We start from the raw sequence: 22,313 nt of genomic DNA on the forward strand, positions 1-22,313 counted from the left end.
GACCATTTGCGCGACTCGAAGCGGGGCGGTCGTCGTCGCACGCGTGAACCGGTGAGAATAGGGCGATGGAAGAGTGCGTACGCTGATGTCGCCCCGAGCGACCATCGAAGAGGTGGCATCCGCCGCCGGTGTCTCCCGGTCGACAGTGTCGAGGGTCGTGAACGGGTCGACGGCCGTGAGCCCGGAGGCCCTCGCCGCGGTGCGCGCGGCGATCGACGAGCTGAACTACGTGCCCAATCGGGCCGCGCGCTCCCTGGCATCACGCCAGACCCACGCCATCGCGCTGATCGTCCCCGAAGACACCACGCGTTTCTTCGGCGACCCGTTCTTCGCAGCCATCGTCGCGGGCATCACCGGGGCGCTCGGCGGATCGGACTACCTGCTCAACCTGCTCATCGCGAGCGATGACCCCGGCGACAAGATGACCAGCTTCGTGCGCAACGGCGGCGTGGACGGTGCGCTGATCGTCTCGCACCACACGAGCGACGCCTTCATCGATCGGATCGCGGATGCCGTGCCGGTCGTGTTCGGCGGCCGCCCCGTGCGCCGTCACGACGGGGACTACGTCGTCGACGTCGACAACGTGGCCGGAGCGAAGCACGCCACCCGCCGCCTGATCGACATCGGCCGCACACGCATCGCGACGATCTCCGGTCCGCTCACGATGGTCGCCTCGGAAGATCGTGTGCAGGGGTTCCGCGCCGCTCTGGCGGATGCCGGCCTCGCCCCGTACGCCGAGGAGGAGGGCGACTACAGCGAGGCGAGCGGTGCGGAGGCCGCCAGGCGTCTGCTCGACGGCGGGCGTCCGGATGCGATCTTCGTCGCGAGCGACCTGATGGCCCGTGGCGCCCTGACCGCCCTCCGCTCGGCGGGTGTGCGTGTGCCGGAGGACATCGCGCTGGTCGGCTTCGACGACTCCTCGGTCGCGCTCACGACCGATCCGCAGCTGACCACGATGCGCCAGCCGATGTACGCGCAGGGTGAGGCCATGGCCCGGATCCTGTTGTCGCGGCTCGCGGGGGAGGACCCGCCGACCACGACGATCCTGCCGACCGAGCTGGTGATCCGGGCCTCGGCCTGACCAACCACGTCCGGTCCTGACGAACCGCGTCGGGGTGCGCGAGCGTCCGCGGAGGGGATGAACACGGCTGTGGCCCTGGCGCCCCCTCCGGGCCAGGCCCACAGCCGTGGGTCTTGAGGCTCAGCCGACGAGCGAGCTGAGGATGTCACCGCCGAAGAGCGAGAAGGCGGTGAGGCCGGCGGAGAGCAGGAGCACCGCGGCCGTGCCGGCGACCGCGAACACCGAGATCCCGCGACCGCCCAGCCGTTGGCCGCGCAGGCCGACCGACACGCCTGCTCTGGCGGCGAGGCCTCCCGCCTCGTCATCGCGGTACAGCTCGGTGCGCACCGCGAAGCGCCGATGGAACTCCTCGGCCAAGGTGAGCACCGCCGTCATGGTCTCGGCATGGTCGAACCGTGTGCCGGACGGCAGGTACACGTAGAGCCGGTCGGAGACGAGCTCGATCTCGGCGCCGGATCCGAGGTCCAGAACCCGTGCCATGAGATCCGGGGTGAAGATGTAGAGCGCGTCCTGCTGATAGCCCTCCGGCACGATGAGACGGAACGTCTTCGCGAAATCCCCCTCCAGGTCCATCCGGGCGGCGCCGCGGCCGAGCCCGAGCGTCGGAATGATGCTGCGCTTGCGGTTCGCGAGCACGATGTGCGGCACGGATGCCGGCAGCGGCAGCTCGATGAAGGCGAACGGCCGCTGGATCGTGGCGCGCTCCTGCCCGTGTGACACCGAATGATGCATGCCCAACTCGAACGGCATCCGCGTGTCGTCACAGGCGATGACCGCGCGCTCCCGCCCGTGCACCACGCGGGCGAACGCGGTGCCGGGGCGACGGGTGCGCTCGAGCATGTCGGCGTAGGCCCATCCGTTCTGCCAGGCGAACGCGGCGACCTTCACCCGCCGGCTCAATCCCACCGCCCACCACAGGAAGCCGACCGCGGCGAGCACGGTGTATCCGATCACGAACACCCCGAGGATCGGGGCGACCGTGAGGATGTCGCTGCGGCCGAGGAACCAGAGCCCGGTCAGCATCGCGGCGGCGAACAGCAGCACGACCACCAGGATCACCAGGAAGCGGCGATGCGGCGGGATCCCGCAGATGCGCTCGTAGGTGCGGATGTCGCGCAGGCCCGCGCTCCGTCGCAGCGGTTCCAGGTCTACAGTCACAGGCTCCATGACAGCGTCGCCCACGGGCCGTTGCGCTTCTCGGACGCTGCGGCCTGGAAGTCGGACCAGCCGTCGCCGAACTTCTCGAACGACTTCTCATCGACGTTGCCGTCCGTCCAGTGCATGACACGTCCCACGATGTAGCTCAGGCCGAAGTCGGCCCATGATTCGAACGCCGGGCGCCCTTCGACGTTGATGCGGTGGATGATCGCGCGTGCCTCAGCGACGTCGCCGTGTCCGAGCGCGACACCCCAGGTCGTCATGGCCACGGCCTGACCCAGGCCGTAGCCATCGAGGGTCTTCACGAAGAGCCCGGGGGTGACGATGTCCTTGCCCACGCGCTTGCGCACCTCGGTCTCGGCGTACTCGATCGAGGTGACGAAAGCGCGTGCATCGCGCTTGTCGCCGCCCTCCTGCACGATGGCGGCGAGCCATTCCTTGGCCTTCGGCGTGCGGCCGAGGCGCTGGGCGAGTTCGGTGCGTACGGCGAGGTACAGCATCCATACCTCGCGACGGCGGCGGACGGTGCTCAGGCGCTCGATGTTGGCGAGCCATTCGTCTCGTGTGTGCACGCCCCACTGGTCGACGAGGACCTTCTTCTCGCGGTCGTCGAGGAGCGAAGCGGTCGGATCGTTCCAGGCGCCTGAGGGCAGGTTCACGATCTGCAGGAAGCCGAGCGCGATCTCATCGGCTTCGACCCCGGTGGTGGGGTGCTCGGGCGAGGCCTTGACCTTGGCGGCCGGCAGGATCCAGATCACGAGGAAGAACAGCACGACGACCCCGACGATCGTCCACGCCCACCACTGGCTCACGAGCCATTCGAAGATCGAGGTGACGCTGTTGAAGTCGACGCTCGCGAAAGAGTGCATGGGTGCTCCTGGGAAGGGTGAATCCGTGTCGGTTCATAGATTGAACGAACATTCAGTGAGTAATCTATACGGCAGGGGGGCGATTTCGAAAGACGGACCGGCGGGACTCAGGAGGTGGATGCCACGTGGCGCGCTCCGACGAGCAGAACCGGTTGGCCCGCGAGCGTGCCAGGGAGAACATCCTGCAGGCGGCGATCGAGACGTTCAGCGAACGGGGCGTCGCAGGGGCGAGCATCGCCGAGATCACGAAGCGTGCCGGCGTCGCCCAGGGGCTCGTGAACTATCACTTCGGTGGCAAGGAGCAACTCGTCGCCGCCGTGATCGATCGCTGGTTCGAGACCGTGCTCGGCTTCGCCCGCGTCGAGGGCACGCCCGACGAGATGCTCGCCGCGGTGATCGACGGTGCTCTCACGGCCACCGCCTATGCGATACCGCTGCAGCGCGCGGTGCTCGCGATGCAGCAGCAGCCGGCCACGCATCGACTCTTCGCGGAGTCGGAGGCCCGGCACGAGGCGGGCGCCACCGCGGCGGAGGACGCGGTCCGTGACCTCTTCCGCGCGCGAGGGGCCGACGACCCGGCGCTCGAAGAGGTGATGCTGCGCAGCACGATCGAGGGTGTCTTCGTGAAATCCGCCGTCTTCGGCGATACGTATCCGCTCGAGGAGGCCCGCCGCTGGATGTTCCGACGGTACGGACTCCCCGAGCCCACGGCGTCCATCGCGCCACCGGCTCCGCTGCGTGACGGTGAGCCGCGGCCGCGGGCCACGGCGGCTCTGCGGGGGCGCGAGCAACTGCCGGGTGACTCCGCCTGAACGACGGACGAACGCGGGGCCCGGTCGCGAACGACCGGGCCCCGCTGATTCCGACGTGCTGACCGGTGTCAGTTCCCGTAGAGGGAGACGACTCCGGCGGTGTCGACGCTCGTCATCGACAGGTCGTCGGACGATCCGTTGCACTGCGGGTAGTGCATGATCGACGAGGAGTCGTACGGCGTCAGAGGACGCCAGTTGTTGTCCTCGAAGCAGGTGCCGGCCTCCGGGCGGGTGTGCTCGTGGCGGAAGCCGAGCACGTGGCCCAGTTCATGGCCGAGCACGTTCGTCGGGGTCCAGGACGAGCCGGGGGTCCAGATCGAGTCGTCGATGAGGACGTTCTGCAGACGCGGTGCGGTGCTCGGGAAGAAGGCCCTGGCGATGTACTGCGTCGTCTGCACCGGCTCCACCGAGAACAGGACGGCGTTGTTGCGCGTCGTGCAGTTGGCATCGGCGCTGCTGTCGTAGATGAAGTCGATCTTCGAGGATGCGGCTTCCCAGAGGGCAGCACCGCTTTCCATCGCGTTCACGACGTCGGCGTGACGTGCACCGAAGGCGGTGCTGACGCAATAGGTGAGGTTCGCCACCTGCGCGTCGGACCATTTGTCGTCGATGCTGTTGACGGTGTTGACGATGAGACCGTTGGTCACGGGGTCGGCGCCGAGGAGCTGCTCGTAGAACGAACGCAGTTCGCCCTGGTTGGAGATCACCTCGTCTCCGTTGACGACGTAGGCACCGTCGACGTCTCGGTAGGTCGACGCCTCGAACTCCTGGAAGGTGGGGATGTCATCGGCGTCGGGTGCGGAATTCGCGGCAGCGGGGATGACCGTGCCGAGGCAGAGCGCAGCAGCCGCGGTAGCGGCGAACGCCAGTTTTCTCGTGAGTCGCAAAGTAGTAGTCCTTTTCGATCTGAACGATTCCGCGCGCCCCCTCGGCACGCGGCCCCCGGCGGAAAGGTGAGCAACTCTGCGCAGCCGATCCTGTCGAAGTGCGCTCACGGTAAGCATGGCTCTCACGCGATGGCAAGGCATCTCCCGGCACGTTCACAGATTTATGCACTCAGGTCAAAAATACCGAACGTCGTTCTGGTCGAAGGTGGTGTGCGTCCCGGCGAGACGTCGGGGGTCAGGCGTGGCCCATGCGGGCGAAAGCCCCCAACACACTGCGCTCCGATGCGGTGAGGTAGCGCTCGAGTTCTTCCGCAGCGGCTTCGGGTCCCTGTTCCAGCAGAGCCGTGAGCACCGCGCGGTTTCGACGGACGTACGGCTCGTGCAGCGACCTCGGCTCGTCGATCTCGAGGAAGACGAGACGCAGCTCGGCGGCGACATCGCGGTAGGTGCGGGCGAGCCGTGCGCTGTCGGCGAGGGCGACGATCGCGTCGTGGAAGGCCATGTTCGCGCTGCCGATGCGTCGCCAATCCTCGTGCGGCAGCTGCTCCTCGGCCTCGGCCAGGGCTTCGCGCATGAGCTGCACGGCGGGGTGCTCGGGCTCGGACTGGCGCAGTGCGGTGCATTCGATCACGCGGCGGGCCCGATAGATGTCGATCACGTCGGCGATGGTCGGTGACGCCACCGAGACCCCGCGGTGGGGGATGTGCTCGACGAGGCCCTGCTCGGCGAGCACACGGAAGGCTTCGCGAAGCGTGTTGCGCGAGACGTCGAACTGCTCGGCGAGGGCTGATTCCGAGAGTCGTGACCCCGGCGCGAAGTCGCCGTCGATGATGCGCTGACGGAGGACGTCGGCGAGCGGGCCCTGCTGGTTCATGCCTTCATCGTAGGCGGCGGGGCTGCGGCATCGTCTGCGGTCGCAGGAGGGAAATCACACGAAAGCAACCGTTCTGTAGCACGGCCGTAACACGATTGTTGAACAATCAATGCCTATCCGTTCTACACTGGGGGTCACCCGACACCCACCAACGACGATGGGAACCCCCCGCATGTCAGAGCAGACCACCGCCTCCCTCTCCCCGGAGGACGAAGCCCGCCTCTCGTCCGCCAAGAAGCGCGCGGGCCGCAGTGCCGTCATCGGCGCGATCTTCCTCATGGCCACCAGCGCCATCGGCCCCGGCTTCATCACGCAGACCGCCACGTTCACAGCGACGATGGGGGCCGCCTTCGCGTTCGCGATCCTCATCTCGATCCTCGTCGACATCGCGGTGCAGCTGAACGTCTGGCGCATGATCACCTCGTCCGGCAAGCGCGCCGGCGAACTCGCGAACAGCGCCATCCCCTTCTCCGGACACCTGATCGCCGTGCTCGTCGTGATCGGCGGGCTGGCCTTCAACATCGGGAACATCGCCGGTGGCGGACTGGGACTCAACGCCCTGCTCGGCATCGACCCCAAGCTCGGCGGCATGGTCACCGCGGCCCTCGCGATCATCATCTTCCTGGTGAAGAAGGCGGGCCCCGTGATGGACATCGTGCTGGTCGTGCTGGGAATCGCCATGATCGTCATGACCGTGGTCGTGGCCGTGATCGCCCAGCCGCCGATCGGCGAGGCGCTGCGCCAGACCTTCGTGCCCGACGAGCTGAACTTCGCCACCATCACCACCATCGTCGGCGGCACCGTCGGCGGATACATCACGTACTCCGGCGCCCACCGCTACCTCGACTCGGGACACACCGGACCGGAGCACGCCGGCCCCGTCATGCGTGCGGCGACCAACGGCATCCTCGTCACCGGCGTGATGCGCTACGTCCTGTTCCTCGCGATCCTCGGCGTCGTGGCCTCCGGCGTCACGCTCGACCTCTCCGGGCAGGGCGCGAACCCCGCGGGTCAGGCGTTCGGCGCGGTGCTCGGCGACGCCGGCCTCCGCATCTTCGGTGCGATCTTCTGGGCCGCGGCGATCAGCTCGGTCATCGGTGCGGCCTACACCTCCGCCACCTTCCTCTCCACCTTCACCACGAAGCTCAAGGGCGGGTGGCCGCTGCAGCTCGCGACCGTCGCGTTCATCGTGGTGTCGCTGGCGGTGTACCTCTCGATCGGTACCGCTCCTGCGGCGATCCTCGTGTTCGTCGGCGGCTTCAACGGCCTGATCCTGCCGATCGGACTCACGGTGTTCATGTACATCGGCTGGTTCCGTCGCGACCTGCTCGGCTCGAAGAAGTACCCGATGTGGCTGCTCGTCGCCGGTACGCTCGTGACGCTGCTCACCTGGTACATGGGTATCGTCTCGGTCGGCCCCATCTTCGCCTTCCTCGGAATCGGAGCGTGATCGCATGACATCGATCGACCTGAACTCGGACCTCGGCGAGAACGTCGCCGACCGGATCGTCAGCGACGACGCGAGCATGCTCCGCCTCGTCACGAGCGCGAACGTGTCGTGCGGTTTCCATGCCGGCAGCCCCGAGGGGATCCGCGAGACGCTCGCGGCTGCCGTGGCGGACGGCGTGGTGATCGGCGCGCACCCCGGTTACCGCGACTACGAGAACTTCGGACGCACGAAGGTCGACATCGACTCGGCCACGCTGCAGGCGCACGTCGAGTACCAGCTCGGTGCGCTCATCGGGCTCGCCTCCGCGGTCGGCGGCCGGGTCTCGTACGTCAAGCCGCACGGCGCTCTCTACAACACGATCGCCCGCGACGAGCGGCAGTCGAAGGACGTCGTGGCCGCGATCCGCGCGATCGACCCTGGTCTGGTGCTGCTCGGGCTCTCCGGAGGCGTCGTGCTCGACGTGGCCGAGCGGGCAGGGCTCGCCGTCGCCGCCGAGGCGTTCGCGGACCGCGCGTATCAGCCCGACGGGCAGCTCGTCTCGCGCACCGAGGAGGGCGCGGTGCTGCACGACCCGGCAGCGGTCGCCGAGCGCATGGTGCGCCTCGCCGCCGACGGCGTGATCCGTGCGATCGACGGCACCGATGTGCCCGTGGTCGCGCAGTCGATCTGCGTGCACGGCGACAGTCCCGGCTCGGTGGCCATGGCCGCAGAGACCAAGCGGATGCTGCAGGAGGCGGGAATCACGATCGCCCCGTTCGCGGGCGCCTGACATGACCGTTCTCGCCACCGCCGACCAACTCGCCGACGCACGCGCTGCTCGCGCCGCGATCCGGGCCGGTCACGCCGAGCCGACCAGCGGAGTCGCGGTCGGGCTGACCCAGGCGAACCTCATCGCGGTACCGGCCGATTGGGCCTTCGAGACGCTGCTCTTCGCGCAGCGGAACCCGAAGCCGTGCCCGGTGCTCGAGGTGATCGAGCAGGGCGCGGTGGAGTCGCGGCTCGCACCCGGCAGCGACATCCGCACCGACATCGGCCGGTACCGCATCTGGCGCGAGGGGGAGCTGGTCGAGGAGGTCGGCGACGCGACCGCGGCCTGGGCGGAGCATCCCGACCTCGTGGCTTTCCTCATCGGATGCAGCTTCACCTTCGAATCCGGACTCGCACAGGCAGGGATCCCGATCCGCCATCAGGAGCTCGGCCGGAACGTGCCCATGTACCGCACCTCCGTGTCGTGCGCGCCCGCCGGACGACTGCGCGGAGAGATGGTCGTCTCGATGCGTCCGATCCCCGCGGCTCGCGTCGCGGATGCCGTGCAGATCTCCGGCCGCACTCCCGCGGTGCACGGTGCTCCGGTGCACATCGGCGACCCGGCATCGCTCGGCATCCACGACCTGGCGCATCCCGACTTCGGGGATGCTCCCGAGGTGCGCGACGGCGAAGTGCCCGTCTTCTGGGCCTGCGGTGTCACCCCGCAGGCCGCGATCATGGCCTCGAGGCCGCCGTTCGCGATCACGCACGCGCCCGGGTACATGTTCATCACCGATGTTCCGGATGCGGAGTACCTCGTCTGATGCGTATCCTCACGGCATCCGATCACGCTCTCCTCGTCGAGGCATCCGACCTCGACGAGGCGATGCGCCTGAACCTCGCGTGGGAGGGCGTGCCCGGCATCGTCGAGCGCATCCCCGGCGCCCGCACCGTGCTCGTGCGCTTCGATCCGGTGCGGGTCTCCACCGCCGATCTCTCAGCGGTGCTGGCCGCGACCGAGATCGACACCGCGCATCCGCCGGGCACCGGCGAGGTCACCGTACCGGTGCGGTACGACGGCGAAGACCTCGACGAGGCGGCATCGCTGTTGGGCGTCTCGGCGGAGGAACTCGTCAACCGGCACCTCGCCGCGGACTGGCGGGTGGCGTTCTCCGGTTTCGCCCCCGGCTTCGGATACGTCGTGAGCAGCGATCCCCTGTTCGACGTGCCGCGCCGATCGTCGCCGCGCACACGCGTGCCCGCCGGCTCGGTCGCGCTCGCCGGGCAGTTCACCGGCGTCTACCCGCGCGAGAGCCCGGGGGGATGGCAGCTCATCGGACGCACGGATGCCGTGATGTGGGACATCGAGCGGAACCCGCCCGCGCTGCTGTCGCCCGGGACGGCGGTGCGGTTCGCGCAGGTGCGCGAGGCCGCTCGGCTGGAGGGCGGTCGCCCGGGCCTAAACGGAGACGACCCGACGCGCGCACGGCGCGTCGCGGCCCAACACTCCGCGACGGATGCAGATGGTCTGGGTTTCGGCGCGGGAGCTGCCGTCGAGGTGGTCCGCCCGTCGCTGCAGCTGCTCGTGCAGGACGCCGGGCGCCCGGGCTATGCGGCACTCGGCGTCTCGGCATCCGGGGCTGCGGACCGCCGGGCCGTGCACGACGCGAACCGTGCCGTGGGCAATGCACGCGACGCCGCGGTGCTCGAGAGCGTCGGAGGAGCCGTCCTGCGATTCCGGGGAGCCGGCGTCGCCGCGGTCGCCGGCGCGATCGGCGCGCTCCGCCTGACCGAGGTCGGCGGCACCGTTCGTTCCGTGGCGCACGGTGAGCCCTTCGCCACCGTCGACGGCGACGAACTGACCCTCGGTCACCCCGAGCGCGGGCTGCGCTACGTCGTCGCCGTGCGAGGAGGCCTGGATGCGGTGCCCGCGCTGGGCAGCCGTGCGGCGGACACCCTCGCCGGGCTCGGCCCGGAAGCGCTCGTGGCGGGTGCCGTCGTCCCGGTGGGCGGCGCGGCGCCGCATCCCGTCGAGCCCGATGCGCTGCCGCGCGAGCTCCCTGCCTCGGGAGAGCTCGTCGACCTCGAGATCACGCTCGGCCCTCGGGACGACTGGTTCACGGGGCACGCGCTCGCGACCCTCACCGGACAGGAGTGGACCGTCACGCCGCGTTCGGATCGCGTCGGCATCAGGCTCCAGGGGGAGGTGCCCCTGGAGCGCGCGGTCGGTGGCGAACTGCCGAGCGAGGGTGCTGTCACGGGGGCCGTCCAGGTGCCGCCCGATGGGCAGCCCGTCCTGTTCCTGCCGGATCATCCGCTCACCGGGGGATACCCCATCATCGGCGCCCTCACGGACCGCAGCCTCGACCTCGCCGGTCAACTGGCTCCGGGAGTGCGTCTTCGTTTCACCGTCAAGGAGTCCTCATGACCACCGTGTCGACCGAGCCGACCACGCAGAGGGTCCTGATCGCCAACCGCGGGGAGATCGCGGTGCGCGTCGTCCGCGCCTGCGCCGAGGCCGGATACACCTCGGTCGCGGTCTATGCGGATCAGGATGCCGATGCCCTGCACGTGCGCCTGGCCGATGAGGCCGTGGGCCTGGGGGGAGCAACGGGGGCCGACACGTATCTTTCCATCGAGGCGCTGCTCGCCGCCGCGCGCCGGGCGGACGCGACCGCCGTGCACCCCGGATACGGCTTCCTCTCGGAGAGCGCCGCGTTCGCACGGGCCGTCGAGGAGGCCGGGCTGGTCTGGATCGGGCCGTCGCCCGAGAGCATCGATGCACTCGGCGACAAGATGACCGCTCGCCGTATCGCGCAGCGGGTCGGAGCGCCGCTCGCCGCCGGTACCGACCAGCCGCTGGCCGGGCCTGAGGAGGCGGTGGCGTTCGCCGAGGAGCACGGACTCCCCATCGCGATCAAGGCGGCGTTCGGCGGTGGCGGCCGCGGGCTCAAGGTGGTGCGCGAGCTGTCCGAGGTCGCGGCGGCTTTCGACGCGGCCACTCGCGAGGCGATCGCGGCATTCGGTCGCGGAGAGTGCTTCGTGGAGCGCTTCCTCGAGAGCCCGCGGCACATCGAGGTGCAGGTGCTCGGCGACGGGCGCGGCGGTGTCGTGGTGGTCGGCGACCGCGACTGCTCGATGCAGCGTCGCAACCAGAAGCTCATCGAGGAGGCGCCGGCGCCGGGACTCTCCGTCGAACAGCGGACGCGTTTCCACGACGCGGCACGGTCGATCTGCGGCGAGGTGGAGTACCGCGGGGCCGGCACCGTGGAGTTCCTGCTCGCGGCCGACGGCACCATCTCGTTCCTCGAGGTGAACACAAGGCTTCAGGTGGAGCATCCGGTCACCGAGGAGGTCACCGGAACCGACCTGGTGCGCGAGCAGTTCCGCATCGCGTTCGGGGAAGGTCCGTCCTTCGTCGAGACGCCGGCACCCATCGGGCACGCGTTCGAGTTCCGCATCAATGCCGAGGACCCCGGGCGGGGCTTCCTGCCGAGCCCCGGTCGTGTCGAGAGACTGCGGATCCCCGGCGGACCCGGCGTGCGCTGGGACAGCGGCATCGAAGAGGGCGACGTCGTGCAGCCGGCCTTCGACTCGATGATCGCCAAGCTGATCGTGCACGCCGAGTCCCGCGATGCGGCCATCGTGCGGGCGCGGCGGGCTCTGCGTGAGCTGACCGTCGAGGGGCCGGCGACGGTGATCCCGTTCGACGTGATGGCGCTCGACGACCCTGCCTTCGCGACGGACACCTTCGTCGTGCACACGCAGTGGATCGAGAGTGCGCTGCTGCCGAAGCTGGAGACGCAGTCGCGGCCGGCGGCCGTGTCGGACTCCGCACTGCAGCGCTTCCCTGTCGAGATCGACGGCCGACGCGTGATGCTGGGTCTCCCGGCCGGCCTGCTGTCGGGCCTCGGTCGTCCGGCTGCCCCCGCGCCCGCAGCGCCCACGTCCGACCCGACCGAACTGCGCGCACCGGTGCCGGGCACGCTCGTGCGCTGGCTCGTCGACGACGGCACCCAGGTCGCGGAGGGAGAGCCGGTCGCGGTCCTCGACGCCATGAAGATGGAGACCACGGTGACCGCCCACAGATCCGGATCGCTGTCTCAGCGGGTCGAGCTGTCCGCGATGGTCGCCGCCGATGGGGTGCTCGCGGTCATCGACTGAGCGTTCTGGCGCGCCACCCGAAACGCAGAGATCCCGGATGCCTCACGAGAGGCATCCGGGATCTCCGTCTGTGCGCGGCGCGGCCTACTCGGGGTCGCCGCCGAGCGGACCGACCGCCTCGAGCGGCTTCGGGTCGTCGGCACCGGTCTTGCGCAGGCGCGCGATCAGGTTGCCGAGGTGGTAGATGAGGATCGCAGCCACCGTGGCGATGACGATGCCGCCGAGTTCGAAGCCGGAGGCCTCGTCCTTGATCATGAAGCCGCCGACCGCCATGATCAGCGCGACGGCCGCCGTGTACTGGTTGACCGGGCGCGAGAAGTCGACGCGGTTGTCGACCCAGATCTTGATGCCGATGACCCCGATCAGACCGTAGAGCGCCGTCGTCACGCCGCCGAGCACACCGGCGGGCACCGAGTTGATGACTTCGCCGAACTTCGGGGAGAGGCTGAGCAGGATCGCGGCCGTGCCCGCCACCCAGTAGGCGGCGGTGGAGTAGACGCGGGTGGACGCCATCACGCCGATGTTCTCGCCGTAGGTCGTCGTGCCGGAACCGCCGAAGAAGCCGGCGAGGGTCGTCGAGACGCCGTCCGCGATCAGCGCCTTGCCTGTCTGCTGGTTCACCGTCGCGTCTCCGGTCATGGTCGCGACGCCACGGACGTGGCCGACGTTCTCGGCGATCAGAACGAGAACGACCGGGAGGAACATCGCAAGCGCCGTGAGCGTGCCGGGCTCGGTGAAGTTCGGGAACGTGAAGGTCGGAAGGCCGACCCAGTCCGCCTTCTCGACTGCTGCGAAGTCGAGCTCACCGCGGAACGCCGCGAAGATGTACCCCGCGATGACGCCGAGGAAGATCGAGATGCGGCCGAGGAAGCCGCGGAAGACGACGGCGAAGAGAATGGTGATGGCGAGGGTGAAGGTCGCGGTCACCGGCGCTGCGGCGTAGTTGTTGTGCGCTGCGCCCGCGAGGTTGAAACCGATGAGGGCGACGATCGTTCCGGCGAGTACCGGCGGCAGGAAGCGGTCCACCCACTTCACCCCGACCGTGTGCACCACGACGCCGATGATCGCCAGCAGCACGCCGACGGCGACGATCCCGGCCAGGGCGGTGCCCATGTTCGCGGACGCGGTCGCTGCGGTCACCGGCGCGATGAACGCGAACGACGAACCGAGGTAGCTGGGCAGCTTGTTGCGGGTGACCAGCAGGAACAGGATCGTGCCCACACCGCTGAAGAGCAACGTGGTGGCGACCGGGAACCCGGTGATGATCGGCACCAGGAACGTCGCGCCGAACATCGCCACGACATGCTGGAGACCGATCGCGATCGTCGCGGGCCAGTTCAGGCGCTCGTCGGGACGGACGACGGCACCGGGCTCGACCGTGCGGCCGTTTCCGTGCAGCTTCCACAGGGCCATGCGGGCTCCTCAAGGTTCGGGGGATGGCAGGAGTGCTGGAGCAACACTACCGATTCCTGAGTTTTTCCTGAGCGCTGGCGCCGACCTGCGCTCAGGTGCAGGAGCGGATGAAGGATGCATGAGGGGCGCGCAGCCGATGGTCATGCATCTGTCCGATCGTCATGCATTCGTCCGCGGACCGGTCCGTGGACCTGCGTGACGAGTGGCCTCGACGGTCGCGAGGTCAGGCGCCGAGGCGCTCGATCAGCTCGCGGTAGCGGTCGGCGGTGCGCGCGACCACGTCGTCCGGAAGCAGCGGCGGCTCGCCCTGCTGGTCCCAGTTCGCGGCCAGCCAGTCGCGCACGATCTGCTTGTCGAAGCTCGCCATGCGCGCGCTCGGCGTGGTGCCGGTGCGCCAAGCCTCGGCGTCCCAGTACCGGGAGGAGTCGCTCGTGAGCACCTCGTCGGCCAGGCGCAGGGTGCCGTCGGCATCCGTCCCGAACTCGAACTTGGTGTCGGCGAGGATCAGGCCCTTCTCCTCGGCGATGGCGGCCGCAGCCGTGTAGATCGCCAGGGAGGTGTCGCGTAGTTCGGCCGCCCGCTCGGCGCCGACGAGCTCGACGGCGCGCTCGAACGTGATGTTCTCGTCGTGCTCGCCCATCGGGGCCTTGTACGCCGGGGTGAACAGCGGCTCGGGCAGCCGATCGCCGTTCTGCAGGCCGGCCGGGAGCGGAATGCCGCACACGGTGCCGCTCTCCTGGTACTCGACCCAGCCGGAACCGGTGATGTAGCCGCGCACGACGCACTCGATCGGCAGCATCTCGAGCGACTGCGCGAGCATGGCGCGATCGGCGACGGCCTCGGGCAGCTCGCCCGCGGCGATGTGGTTGGGGAAGTCGGAGAGCTGGGCGAACCACCAGCGGCTCAGCCGTGTCAGCAGGGCGCCCTTGTCGGTGATGCCGGGGGAGAGCACGAAGTCGAAGGCGCTCACGCGGTCGGAGGCCACGACGAGGATGCGGGTGTCCGCCGGGTCTTCCGAGGCATACAGGTCGCGGACCTTGCCCGAGTAGATGTGCCGCCAGCCGGGAATGCTCTGTGCCGTGCCTTCTGAAGGTGTGCTCACCCGCCTATTATCCCGGTTCCGTGCGACCGCGATCGCCTGCGTCCGTGGGTCGCGCCGACGGGTGTCGGAGCCGGTGTCTAGCGTGGAGGCGTGGCTGACGACATCTTCACCGACCGGCTCCGTCTGTCGCGGGCGGTGGCCGCCGACCTCGATGCGATCTTCGCGATCCAGAACGATCCGCGGGTGTGGACGCACTTCCCGAGCCTTCGACACACCGACCCTGCCGCGACTCTCGACATGATGAGGCGTTGGGACCGCAGCTGGGAGCAGGCGGGACTCGGATCATGGGTGGCACGTCTGCGCGACACGGGCGAGATCATCGGGAACGGCGGCTGCACGCTGCTTCGCGGCGAGGTGTGGAACGTCGGCTACCGCATCGCGGCCGACCAGCACGGGCACGGCTATGCGACCGAGCTGGCGCGCGCCGGCATCGAGCAGGCGCGGCTCGTCGACCCCGATCGACCGGTCATCGCCTATCTCGTGGAGCACAACCGGGCGTCGGCGCACGTCGCGGAGAAGCTGGGCCTCCACCTCGTGCATCGCGCGCCGGATGTCGGCAACCCCGATCCTGCGGTGATGCGGCTCGTCTACGCGGACCGACCCCTCGCCGCGACGCAGCTCGCGGCCGCTCTGGGCTGATCAGCTGAGGGACCGCGGATGTCGGTCTTGTCGGTGTCCGTTGGGGGGCGTATAGTCCACATGGACTATTCGAGGTGGGGACATGAAGAAGGATGCCGTCGACCGACTCACCCCCATGGGGGTGATGGTGCTCGCGCTGCTGCGCGAGGGCGACATGCACCCCTACGAGATGGTGCGGCTCATGCGGGCCCGCCACGATGATCGCCTGATCACGATCACCAACGGGACGCTCTACCACACGGTGTCCCGGCTGCATCGTGCCGGGCTGATCGATGAGCTCGGCATCGACCGCGAGGGCAATCGTCCGGAGCGCACGACCTACTCCCTGACGGATGCCGGACGTGACGCGGTCGTCACGTGGGTGCGGCGCGAGCTGCCCCGCATCGACCGACCCGCCGACTTCCGCATCGCGCTCGCCGAGGCCCACAACCTCGAGAGGCCGGAGGTGATCGACCTCCTGCAGGAGCGGCGGGTGGCGCTCGTCGGCGATCACGCGCGGCACCGCGACGGCCTGCGGACGGCCAGGGAGAAGAGCGTGCCCGAGCAGGTGCTCGTCGAGATCGAGCGTCAGGAGGCACTGCTGGACGCCGAGCTGCGCTGGCTCGACACCCTCCTGGACCGCCTCCAGACCGAAGTCCTGCCGTGGGGTCCCACGGCATTCCAGAACTCAGACCGCTACCGCGCTCAGCGAAAGGCCGCACAGCAATGACAGATACCCCTCGCGACGGAGACCGCCCCCCGGTGTCCGCGCCCTCGACCTCCGGTCCGTCGACCGGCACCTATTCCGTGGGGCACAAGCCCACGAGCCCCTGGCCCGCCCTCTGGGCGCTGGTCATCGGCTTCTTCATGATCCTCGTCGACACCACGATCGTGTCGGTCGCGAACCCGGCCATCAAGGCGGCGCTCGACCCGAACACGAACAATCTCGACAACGTCGTGTGGGTCACGAGCGCCTACCTGCTCGCCTATGCGGTGCCGCTGCTGATCACCGGACGTCTCGGTGACCGCTTCGGCCCGAAGAACATCTACCTGATCGGCCTCGCGGTCTTCACCCTCGCGTCGCTGTGGTGCGGACTGTCGACCACACTCGAGGGCCTGATCGTCGCCCGCGCGGTGCAGGGTCTCGGAGCGGCGTTCATGACGCCGCAGACCATGGCCGTGATCACCCGCACCTTCCCGCCCGAGCGCCGCGGCGCTGCGATGGGTCTCTGGGGGGCGACCGCTGGTGTCGCGACCCTCGTCGGTCCCCTCGTGGGCGGTCTGCTCGTCGACGGCTTCGGCTGGGAGTGGATCTTCTTCGTGAACATCCCGGTCGGCATCGTCGCCTTCGTGCTCGCCTGGCGTCTGGTGCCCAAGCTCGCGACGCATCCGCACCGGTTCGACATCGTGGGTGTGGTGCTGAGCGCCGTGGCGCTGTTCCTCATCGTGTTCGGACTCCAGGAGGGCGAGAAGTACGACTGGGGTGTGATCTGGGGGCCGATCTCGGTATGGAGCCTGATCATCGTCGGCCTCGTGGTGCTCGGGCTGTTCATCTTCCAGCAGGCCAAGACCCGCAGCGAGCCGCTGGTGCCGCTCGACCTGTTCCGCGACCGCAACTTCTCGGGCGCGAACGTGGCGATCGCCGCCGTCGGCTTCACGGTGACGAGCATGTCGCTGCCGATGATGTTCTTCCTGCAGACCGCACGCGGACTCACGCCCACCGAAGCGGCACTGCTCCTGATCCCGATGGCGGTGCTCTCGGGGGTGCTCGCCCCGGCCGCGGGGAAGCTCCTCGACCGGGTCGATCCGCGCATCATCCTCATCCCCGGCCTGCTCTGCGTCGCCGGAGCGCTGGTCTGGTACTCGGCACTGATCAACATGGACACCCCGATCTGGATGTTCCTGCTTCCCTCTGCGCTGATGGGCATCGGCAACGCCGGCATGTGGGGTCCGCTCGCCACCACGGCGACGCGCAAGCTGCCGCCGCGTCAGGCGGGGGCGGGCGCCGGCATCTACAACACGACCAGGACCATCGGGTCGGTGATCGGCTCGGCATCCATCGCCGCGTTCATGCAGTCGCGTCTCGAGGCGAACCTTCCAGGCCTCGCCGACGCCCCGGCGGGCATCTCGACCGGCGGATCGCTGCCGCCCCAGGTGGCCGAAGGGTTCGCGGCGGGGATGTCGCAGTCGATCCTGCTGCCGGCGTGCGTCATGGCGGTCGCCCTGATCGCCTCGCTGTTCCTGGGTCGTTACGACAAGACGGCGGCGGCGGCACCCGCGGCCGTGCGGGCCGAGTAGTCGAACCCGGGGAGGGGTCGTGTCCGTCGGTTTGCGCACGCGGCCCCTTTCTGGTGTCATCGGGCGATGACGATCGCACTCTCTCGACCGACCACCGACCTCTTCGAATCCTGGGCCGCCGCAGTGGGCGAGTTCGAGGGTGGACACGTCGACGGGGGCGGTCTCGAGAAGGGTTTCGTGCCCGACCGGGCCGCGTTCGAGGAGTTCGTCGAGCGCGCAGAGCTGTACGCCACACCCGGTGCGGTTCTCCCGGAGGGCCACGTGCCCTGCGATTACTACTGGATCACCGAGGGGGACCAGGTGGTCGGCTTCCTCTCCTTCCGCCGCGAGCTCAACGACTACCTGCGTCGCTTCGGTGGCCACATCGGCTATTCGGTGATCCCTTCCCGTCGCCGCGAAGGGATCGTGCGCGAGGCGATGCGGCAGATTCTCCGCCAGGCGAAGGCGGAGGGGTACGAACGCGTGATGCTCACCTGCGATGACGACAACATCGGGTCCATCCGCACCATCGAGGGGGCCGGTGGCGAGCTCGAAGACGTGATCGATGCGCCGGAGGCCGGGCGGCCCCGCGTGCGGCGGTACTGGATCGATATTTCGGGGACCCGACTCGCCGCGAGCTAGGGTAGATCCTCGGCGGTCGTCCGGTCGCTGCTGTCGACCCGAGGAGCACACGTCGTGATCCGAAATCCATCCGCCGCGGCGGGCCGCCTGCGCCGATCGATGCGCACCGCCGGTGCGGCCGCGCTCGTCGCCTTCGTCGCCGTCGGAGCGCTCCTCGCCGGAGCCGCCCCCGCCACCGCCGCGAGCGACGGCGACAAGTACGTCATCGGCACCGACACGACCTTCGCGCCGTTCGAGTTCACCGACAAGGACGGCAACCTCGTCGGCATCGACATGGACCTGCTCCGCGCGATTGCGAAGGACCAGGGCTTCGAGGTCGAGATCCGCCAGCTCGGATTCGACGCCGCGGTGCAGGCGCTGCAGTCGAACCAGGTCGATGCGGTCATGGCCGGCATGTCGATCACCGAGGAGCGACAGAAGACCTTCGACTTCAGTGAGCCCTACTTCACCAGCGGCATCCAGCTGGGCGTTCTCGAGTCGAGCGACATCCAGTCGCTCGACGACCTCGACGGCAAGGCCGTGGCCGTGAAGACCGGCACGCAGGGGCAGACCTTCGCCGACGAGAACAAGGACGAGTACGGCTTCAAGGTCACCCCGTACCAGGACACGACCGACATGGTCGACGCTGTGAAGGCCGGCCAGGCGGTCGGCTACTTCGAGGACTTCCCGGTGCTGGCCTACGGCATCCAGCAGGGTTCCGGCTTCCGCCTGATCGGTGAGCCCGAGCTCGGCGGTGAGTACGGCTTCGCGGTGAACAAGGGGCAGAACCCCGAACTGATCGAGATGTTCAACGCCGGACTCGCGAACCTCAAGTCTTCGGGCGAGTACGACAAGATCGTCGACACGTACCTGGCGGGCGGCGAGGAATCGTCGCAGCCGACCGACATCATCTCGGTCGCGGTGCAGTACTGGCCCGCGCTCATGGAAGGCCTGTGGCTCACGATCCTCGCGACGATCGTCGCCATCGTGGCCGCCTTCATCCTCGGGCTCATCTTCGGCTTCGGCCGGGTCTCGAAGTTCGCACCGTTCCGCTGGATCGCGACGGCCTACGTCTACGTGTTCCGCGGGACGCCGATCCTCATCCAGGCGTTCTTCGTGTTCTTCGCGATCCCGCAGCTGTTCCCTGGCCTCACGTTCAACCCGTTCGTCGCCGGAGCGATCACGCTCTCGCTCAACACGGGCGCGTACATGACCGAGATCATCCGCGGAGGCATCCAGGCGGTCGATCCCGGACAGAACGAGGCCTCGCGCTCGCTGGGTCTCGGCCACTGGAAGACCATGCAGAAGGTCGTGCTCCCGCAGGCGTTCCGCATCATGATCCCGTCGTTCGTCAACCAGGGCATCATCACGCTGAAGGACACCTCGCTGATCAGTGTGATCGGCCTGGCGGAACTGACGTTCGTCTCTCGCCAGATCATCGCCTCGACGTACCTGTCGGCACAGGTGCTGACGATCGTCGCCATCATCTACTTCGTCGTGATCACGCTGCTGACGCTGCTCGCGAACCGCCTGGAGAGGACGTTCAACGCATGAGCAAGATCGTGGTGCAGGACCTGCACAAGTCGTTCGGAGACAACGAGGTGCTCAAGGGCATCAACCTCTCGGTGGAAGACGGCGAGGTCGTCGCGGTCATCGGTCCGTCGGGGTCGGGCAAGTCCACGCTGCTGCGCTGCCTCAACAAGCTCGAGGAGCCCACGTCGGGACACGTCATCATCGACGGCGTCGACCTGACCGACAAGAGCGTGAAGCTCGACGAGGTGCGCCAGCGCATCGGCATGGTGTTCCAGCACTTCAACCTGTTCCCGCACATGACGGTGCTCGAGAACATCACCCTCGCGCCGGTGGAGTGCGGGAAGATGACGAAGGCCGATGCCCGTGAGCGGGCGCTGTCGCTCCTGGAGCGGGTCGGTCTCTCGGAGAAGGCCGATGCGAAGCCCGCATCCCTGTCCGGTGGTCAGAAGCAGCGCGTCGCGATCGCGCGTGCGCTCGCGATGGACCCCGAGATCATGCTGTTCGATGAGGCCACGAGCGCGCTCGATCCCGAGATGGTCGGTGAGGTGCTGCAGGTCATCCGCGACCTGGCGTCCGGCGGCATGACCATGGTGCTGGTGACGCACGAGATGGGCTTCGCGCGCGAGGTCTCCGGCCGCACGGTCTTCATGGACGGCGGCGTCGTGGTCGAGGAGGCCCCGCCCGCCGAGCTCTTCGGCTCGCCCAAGAACGAACGCCTGAAGGACTTCCTCTCCAAGGTGCTCTGAGCCTGGCGCACATCCGCGTCGACTTCCCGTGTACTCGCCGAGTGCACGGGAAGTTTGCGTTCAGAAGCCGTGCATTCGGCAGCTTCCCGTGCACTCGGTGCGGTGCGGTGCGGTGCGGGATGGGGTGAGCTACTCGCGAACGGATACGGGGTGGCGGCGGATGGTCGCGCTGACGAGGGCGGCGACCGCGCACAGTCCGGCGGCGGCGAACCAGGCGAACGTGTACTGGCCGGTGTGGTCGCGCACGATCCCGGCGAGGACCGAGGCGATGCCGGCGCCGATCTGGTGGGCCGCGAACACCCAGCCGAACACGAGCGGGCCCTTGTCTCCGAAGACCTCACGGCAGAGCGCGATCGTCGGTGGCACGGTCGCGACCCAGTCGAGCCCGTAGATCACGATGAACACGATGATGCTGGGTTGCACCTCGGCCGAGAGCAGGCTCGGCAGGAACAGCAGACTCACTCCGCGCAGCGCGTAGTAGGCGGCGAGCAGGATGCGCGGGTTCACCCGGTCGGTGAGCCAGCCGGAGAACACGGTGCCGACGATGTCGAAGACGCCCACCACGGCCAGCAGCCCGGCCGCGGTCGTCGTCGCCATCCCATGGTCGTGCGCGCTCGGGATGAAGTGCGTGCCGATCAGTCCGTTGGTCGTCGCTCCGCAGATCGCGAAGCCGATCGCCAGTGCCCAGAAGGTCTTGGTGCGAGCGGCCTCCCTCAGGGTGGAGATCGCGAGTTTCGCCGCACCCCACGCCGTGCCCCGAGGAACGGGATCCGCCGCCATGACGGGCGTGGTCTCGCCGTACCGGGCGACCCCGAGGTCGCTCGGTCTGTTGCGCAGGAAGATCCAGACGAGGGGCGCGACGGCGAGGGCGCCGCCTGCGATGATGAGCGACGCCCCGCGCCATCCGACGTCTTCCGCGGCAGCCGCGATCACGGGGAGGAAGATCAGCTGCCCGGTCGCACTGCCGGCGGTGAGCACGCCGGAGACGAGCCCGCGCCGGGTCGCGAACCAGGTGTCGGTGATGGTCGCGGCGAACACCAGGGCCATCGATCCGGTGCCGAGCCCGATCAGCACACCCCAGGTCAGGATGAGCTGGCCGGGAGTCGCCACGAAGACGCTCAGCGCCGCGCCCGCTCCGATGACGAAGAGTGCGACCACCGTGACCGCGCGGATGCCGAAGCGCTGCATGAGGGCGGCCGCGAACGGGGCGATGAGGCCGTACAGCAGCAGGTTGATCGAGACCGCGAGCGAGAGCTCCGCCGTGGTCCATCCGAACTCCTCCTCGAGCGGCACCATGAGCACACCGGGCGCGGCGCGGAACCCGGCGGCGCCGATGAGCGCGATGAGGGCCACCATGGCCACGGTCCAGGCAGGGTGGAAGCGGCGCTGCCGTCCGGTCAGGGGCTCTTCGATCGGACCGTCGAGCGATTCGGCGGTCATGCCGCGTCTCCGGCGAGAAGGGCGAAGGACTCCCCGCCCATGCTGCGCCGTGCCCACCGGGTGCTGCCGGCGTCGAGCGGTGCCGCGCATGTCGCGCACCAGTCGACGGAGTCCGAGACATCGCCGCAGCGGCCGCAGCTCACGGTCAGTCCCCACGGCCCGTCGGGGTCGGTGATGCGAGCGAACCGCGCGTAGGCGTGCAGGATCGGGAGCGTCTCGCGTCCGGCGGCCGTGAGTCGATAGCCGCTGCGCGCATCGTCGGGGTCTTCGCGAGCGATGAGGTCGGCCTCGCCCATCGCGGTCAGGCGACGGGAGAGCACCGAGTCGGCGGCGCCGGTGGCGTCACGAAGCTGATCGAAACGCGTGCGGCCGGAGAAGAGCTCGCGCAGGATGAGCAGCACCCAGGGGTCGGCGAGCACGTCGGCGGTGCGGGCGATGGGGCAGGTCGCAGAGGACCAGTCGGAGCGGAGCGGCATCCGCTAACTTTCTTGAAGAAAGTCCCCCGTGTCAATCGCGAACCC

Annotated in this window: 21 protein-coding genes; 13 read left to right on the top strand and 8 right to left on the bottom strand. The window is 68.8% G+C overall.

Annotated features, from left to right (window positions below):
- The first annotated feature begins 85 nt into the window (after positions 1-85).
- Positions 86-1,081, top strand: a complete 996-nt coding sequence (locus tag DW307_RS00605; protein ID WP_136023651.1) for a LacI family DNA-binding transcriptional regulator — start codon at positions 86-88, stop codon at positions 1,079-1,081.
- 120 nt (positions 1,082-1,201) lie between these two features.
- Here the strand turns inward: DW307_RS00605 and DW307_RS00610 are convergent, their stop codons facing one another.
- Together DW307_RS00610 and DW307_RS00615 are read right to left on the bottom strand one after the other, a co-directional pair.
- A complete protein-coding gene (locus DW307_RS00610) occupies positions 1,202-2,239 on the bottom strand; it encodes a hypothetical protein (RefSeq protein ID WP_136023652.1) in 1,038 nt (345 codons plus the stop codon).
- Positions 2,236-3,108, bottom strand: coding sequence for a DUF1266 domain-containing protein (locus DW307_RS00615; RefSeq protein WP_021199231.1), 873 nt, complete (start codon positions 3,106-3,108; stop codon positions 2,236-2,238). The genes DW307_RS00610 and DW307_RS00615 overlap by 4 nt, the downstream gene beginning before the upstream one ends.
- Before the next feature lie 125 nt (positions 3,109-3,233).
- On the opposite strand from DW307_RS00615, the gene DW307_RS00620 reads away from it, so the two are divergent.
- Positions 3,234-3,920, top strand: coding sequence for a TetR/AcrR family transcriptional regulator (locus DW307_RS00620; RefSeq protein ID WP_231479890.1), 687 nt, complete (start codon positions 3,234-3,236; stop codon positions 3,918-3,920).
- 68 nt (positions 3,921-3,988) lie between these two features.
- Here the strand turns inward: DW307_RS00620 and DW307_RS00625 are convergent, their stop codons facing one another.
- Positions 3,989-4,807 carry a matrixin family metalloprotease gene (locus DW307_RS00625; RefSeq protein WP_021199229.1) on the bottom strand — a complete coding sequence of 273 codons (819 nt, stop codon included), beginning with the start codon at positions 4,805-4,807 and terminating at the stop codon, positions 3,989-3,991.
- A 235-nt stretch (positions 4,808-5,042) separates the two neighbouring features.
- Positions 5,043-5,681 carry a GntR family transcriptional regulator gene (locus tag DW307_RS00630; protein ID WP_021199228.1) on the bottom strand — a complete coding sequence of 213 codons (639 nt, stop codon included), beginning with the start codon at positions 5,679-5,681 and terminating at the stop codon, positions 5,043-5,045.
- Between the two features lie 172 nt (positions 5,682-5,853).
- Between DW307_RS00630 and DW307_RS00635 the strand changes: the two genes are divergently transcribed.
- Genes DW307_RS00635 through DW307_RS00655 form a run of 5 tightly spaced genes read left to right on the top strand, consistent with a single transcriptional unit; the run spans position 5,854 to position 12,042 of the window.
- Positions 5,854-7,131, top strand: a complete 1,278-nt coding sequence (locus tag DW307_RS00635; protein WP_021199227.1) for an NRAMP family divalent metal transporter — start codon at positions 5,854-5,856, stop codon at positions 7,129-7,131.
- A 4-nt stretch (positions 7,132-7,135) separates the two neighbouring features.
- Entirely contained in the window at positions 7,136-7,900 is a 765-nt protein-coding gene (locus DW307_RS00640) for a LamB/YcsF family protein (protein WP_021199226.1), read from the top strand.
- Position 7,901: 1 nt separating this feature from the next.
- On the top strand, positions 7,902-8,702 hold the full coding sequence (locus DW307_RS00645; RefSeq protein WP_136023653.1) for a putative hydro-lyase: 801 nt from the start codon (positions 7,902-7,904) through the stop codon (positions 8,700-8,702).
- Positions 8,702-10,306, top strand: a complete 1,605-nt coding sequence (locus tag DW307_RS00650; RefSeq protein ID WP_136023654.1) for a 5-oxoprolinase subunit B/C family protein — start codon at positions 8,702-8,704, stop codon at positions 10,304-10,306. The genes DW307_RS00645 and DW307_RS00650 overlap by 1 nt, the downstream gene beginning before the upstream one ends.
- Positions 10,303-12,042 (top strand): acetyl/propionyl/methylcrotonyl-CoA carboxylase subunit alpha, encoded by a 1,740-nt coding sequence (locus tag DW307_RS00655; protein WP_136023655.1) that lies wholly within the window; start codon positions 10,303-10,305, stop codon positions 12,040-12,042. Before DW307_RS00650 ends, DW307_RS00655 begins: the two co-directional genes overlap by 4 nt.
- Before the next feature lie 84 nt (positions 12,043-12,126).
- Here the strand turns inward: DW307_RS00655 and DW307_RS00660 are convergent, their stop codons facing one another.
- Both DW307_RS00660 and DW307_RS00665 read right to left on the bottom strand, forming a co-directional pair.
- Positions 12,127-13,455, bottom strand: coding sequence for a uracil-xanthine permease family protein (locus tag DW307_RS00660; protein WP_021199222.1), 1,329 nt, complete (start codon positions 13,453-13,455; stop codon positions 12,127-12,129).
- Positions 13,456-13,678: 223 nt separating this feature from the next.
- Positions 13,679-14,557 carry a phosphoribosylaminoimidazolesuccinocarboxamide synthase gene (locus DW307_RS00665; RefSeq protein ID WP_029266877.1) on the bottom strand — a complete coding sequence of 293 codons (879 nt, stop codon included), beginning with the start codon at positions 14,555-14,557 and terminating at the stop codon, positions 13,679-13,681.
- A 90-nt stretch (positions 14,558-14,647) separates the two neighbouring features.
- Here DW307_RS00665 and DW307_RS00670 point away from each other — a divergent pair, with 90 nt between their 5' ends.
- The 6 genes from DW307_RS00670 to DW307_RS00695 all read left to right on the top strand — a co-directional run bounded on the left by DW307_RS00670 (position 14,648) and on the right by DW307_RS00695 (position 20,352).
- Positions 14,648-15,196: a GNAT family N-acetyltransferase gene (locus tag DW307_RS00670; RefSeq protein ID WP_136023656.1), complete on the top strand. Its 549-nt coding sequence runs from the start codon at positions 14,648-14,650 to the stop codon at positions 15,194-15,196.
- 82 nt (positions 15,197-15,278) lie between these two features.
- Entirely contained in the window at positions 15,279-15,905 is a 627-nt protein-coding gene (locus DW307_RS00675) for a PadR family transcriptional regulator (protein WP_021199219.1), read from the top strand.
- Positions 15,902-17,473 (top strand): MFS transporter, encoded by a 1,572-nt coding sequence (locus DW307_RS00680; RefSeq protein ID WP_136023657.1) that lies wholly within the window; start codon positions 15,902-15,904, stop codon positions 17,471-17,473. The genes DW307_RS00675 and DW307_RS00680 overlap by 4 nt, the downstream gene beginning before the upstream one ends.
- Before the next feature lie 66 nt (positions 17,474-17,539).
- Positions 17,540-18,094, top strand: a complete 555-nt coding sequence (locus DW307_RS00685) for a GNAT family N-acetyltransferase (protein WP_029258789.1) — start codon at positions 17,540-17,542, stop codon at positions 18,092-18,094.
- A 54-nt stretch (positions 18,095-18,148) separates the two neighbouring features.
- On the top strand, positions 18,149-19,627 hold the full coding sequence (locus tag DW307_RS00690) for an amino acid ABC transporter substrate-binding protein/permease (RefSeq protein WP_021199216.1): 1,479 nt from the start codon (positions 18,149-18,151) through the stop codon (positions 19,625-19,627).
- Entirely contained in the window at positions 19,624-20,352 is a 729-nt protein-coding gene (locus DW307_RS00695; RefSeq protein WP_136023658.1) for an amino acid ABC transporter ATP-binding protein, read from the top strand. The genes DW307_RS00690 and DW307_RS00695 overlap by 4 nt, the downstream gene beginning before the upstream one ends.
- A gap of 129 nt (positions 20,353-20,481) precedes the next feature.
- Here the strand turns inward: DW307_RS00695 and DW307_RS00700 are convergent, their stop codons facing one another.
- Entirely contained in the window at positions 20,482-21,792 is a 1,311-nt protein-coding gene (locus DW307_RS00700) for an MFS transporter (protein WP_136023659.1), read from the bottom strand.
- Positions 21,789-22,268, bottom strand: coding sequence for a winged helix-turn-helix transcriptional regulator (locus DW307_RS00705; RefSeq protein ID WP_051670962.1), 480 nt, complete (start codon positions 22,266-22,268; stop codon positions 21,789-21,791). Before DW307_RS00705 ends, DW307_RS00700 begins: the two co-directional genes overlap by 4 nt.
- Positions 22,269-22,313: the final 45 nt, after the last annotated feature.

It is taken from the genome of Microbacterium sp. K27 (assembly GCF_004794435.1).
Taxonomy (GTDB): Bacteria; Actinomycetota; Actinomycetes; order Actinomycetales; family Microbacteriaceae; genus Microbacterium; species Microbacterium maritypicum_A.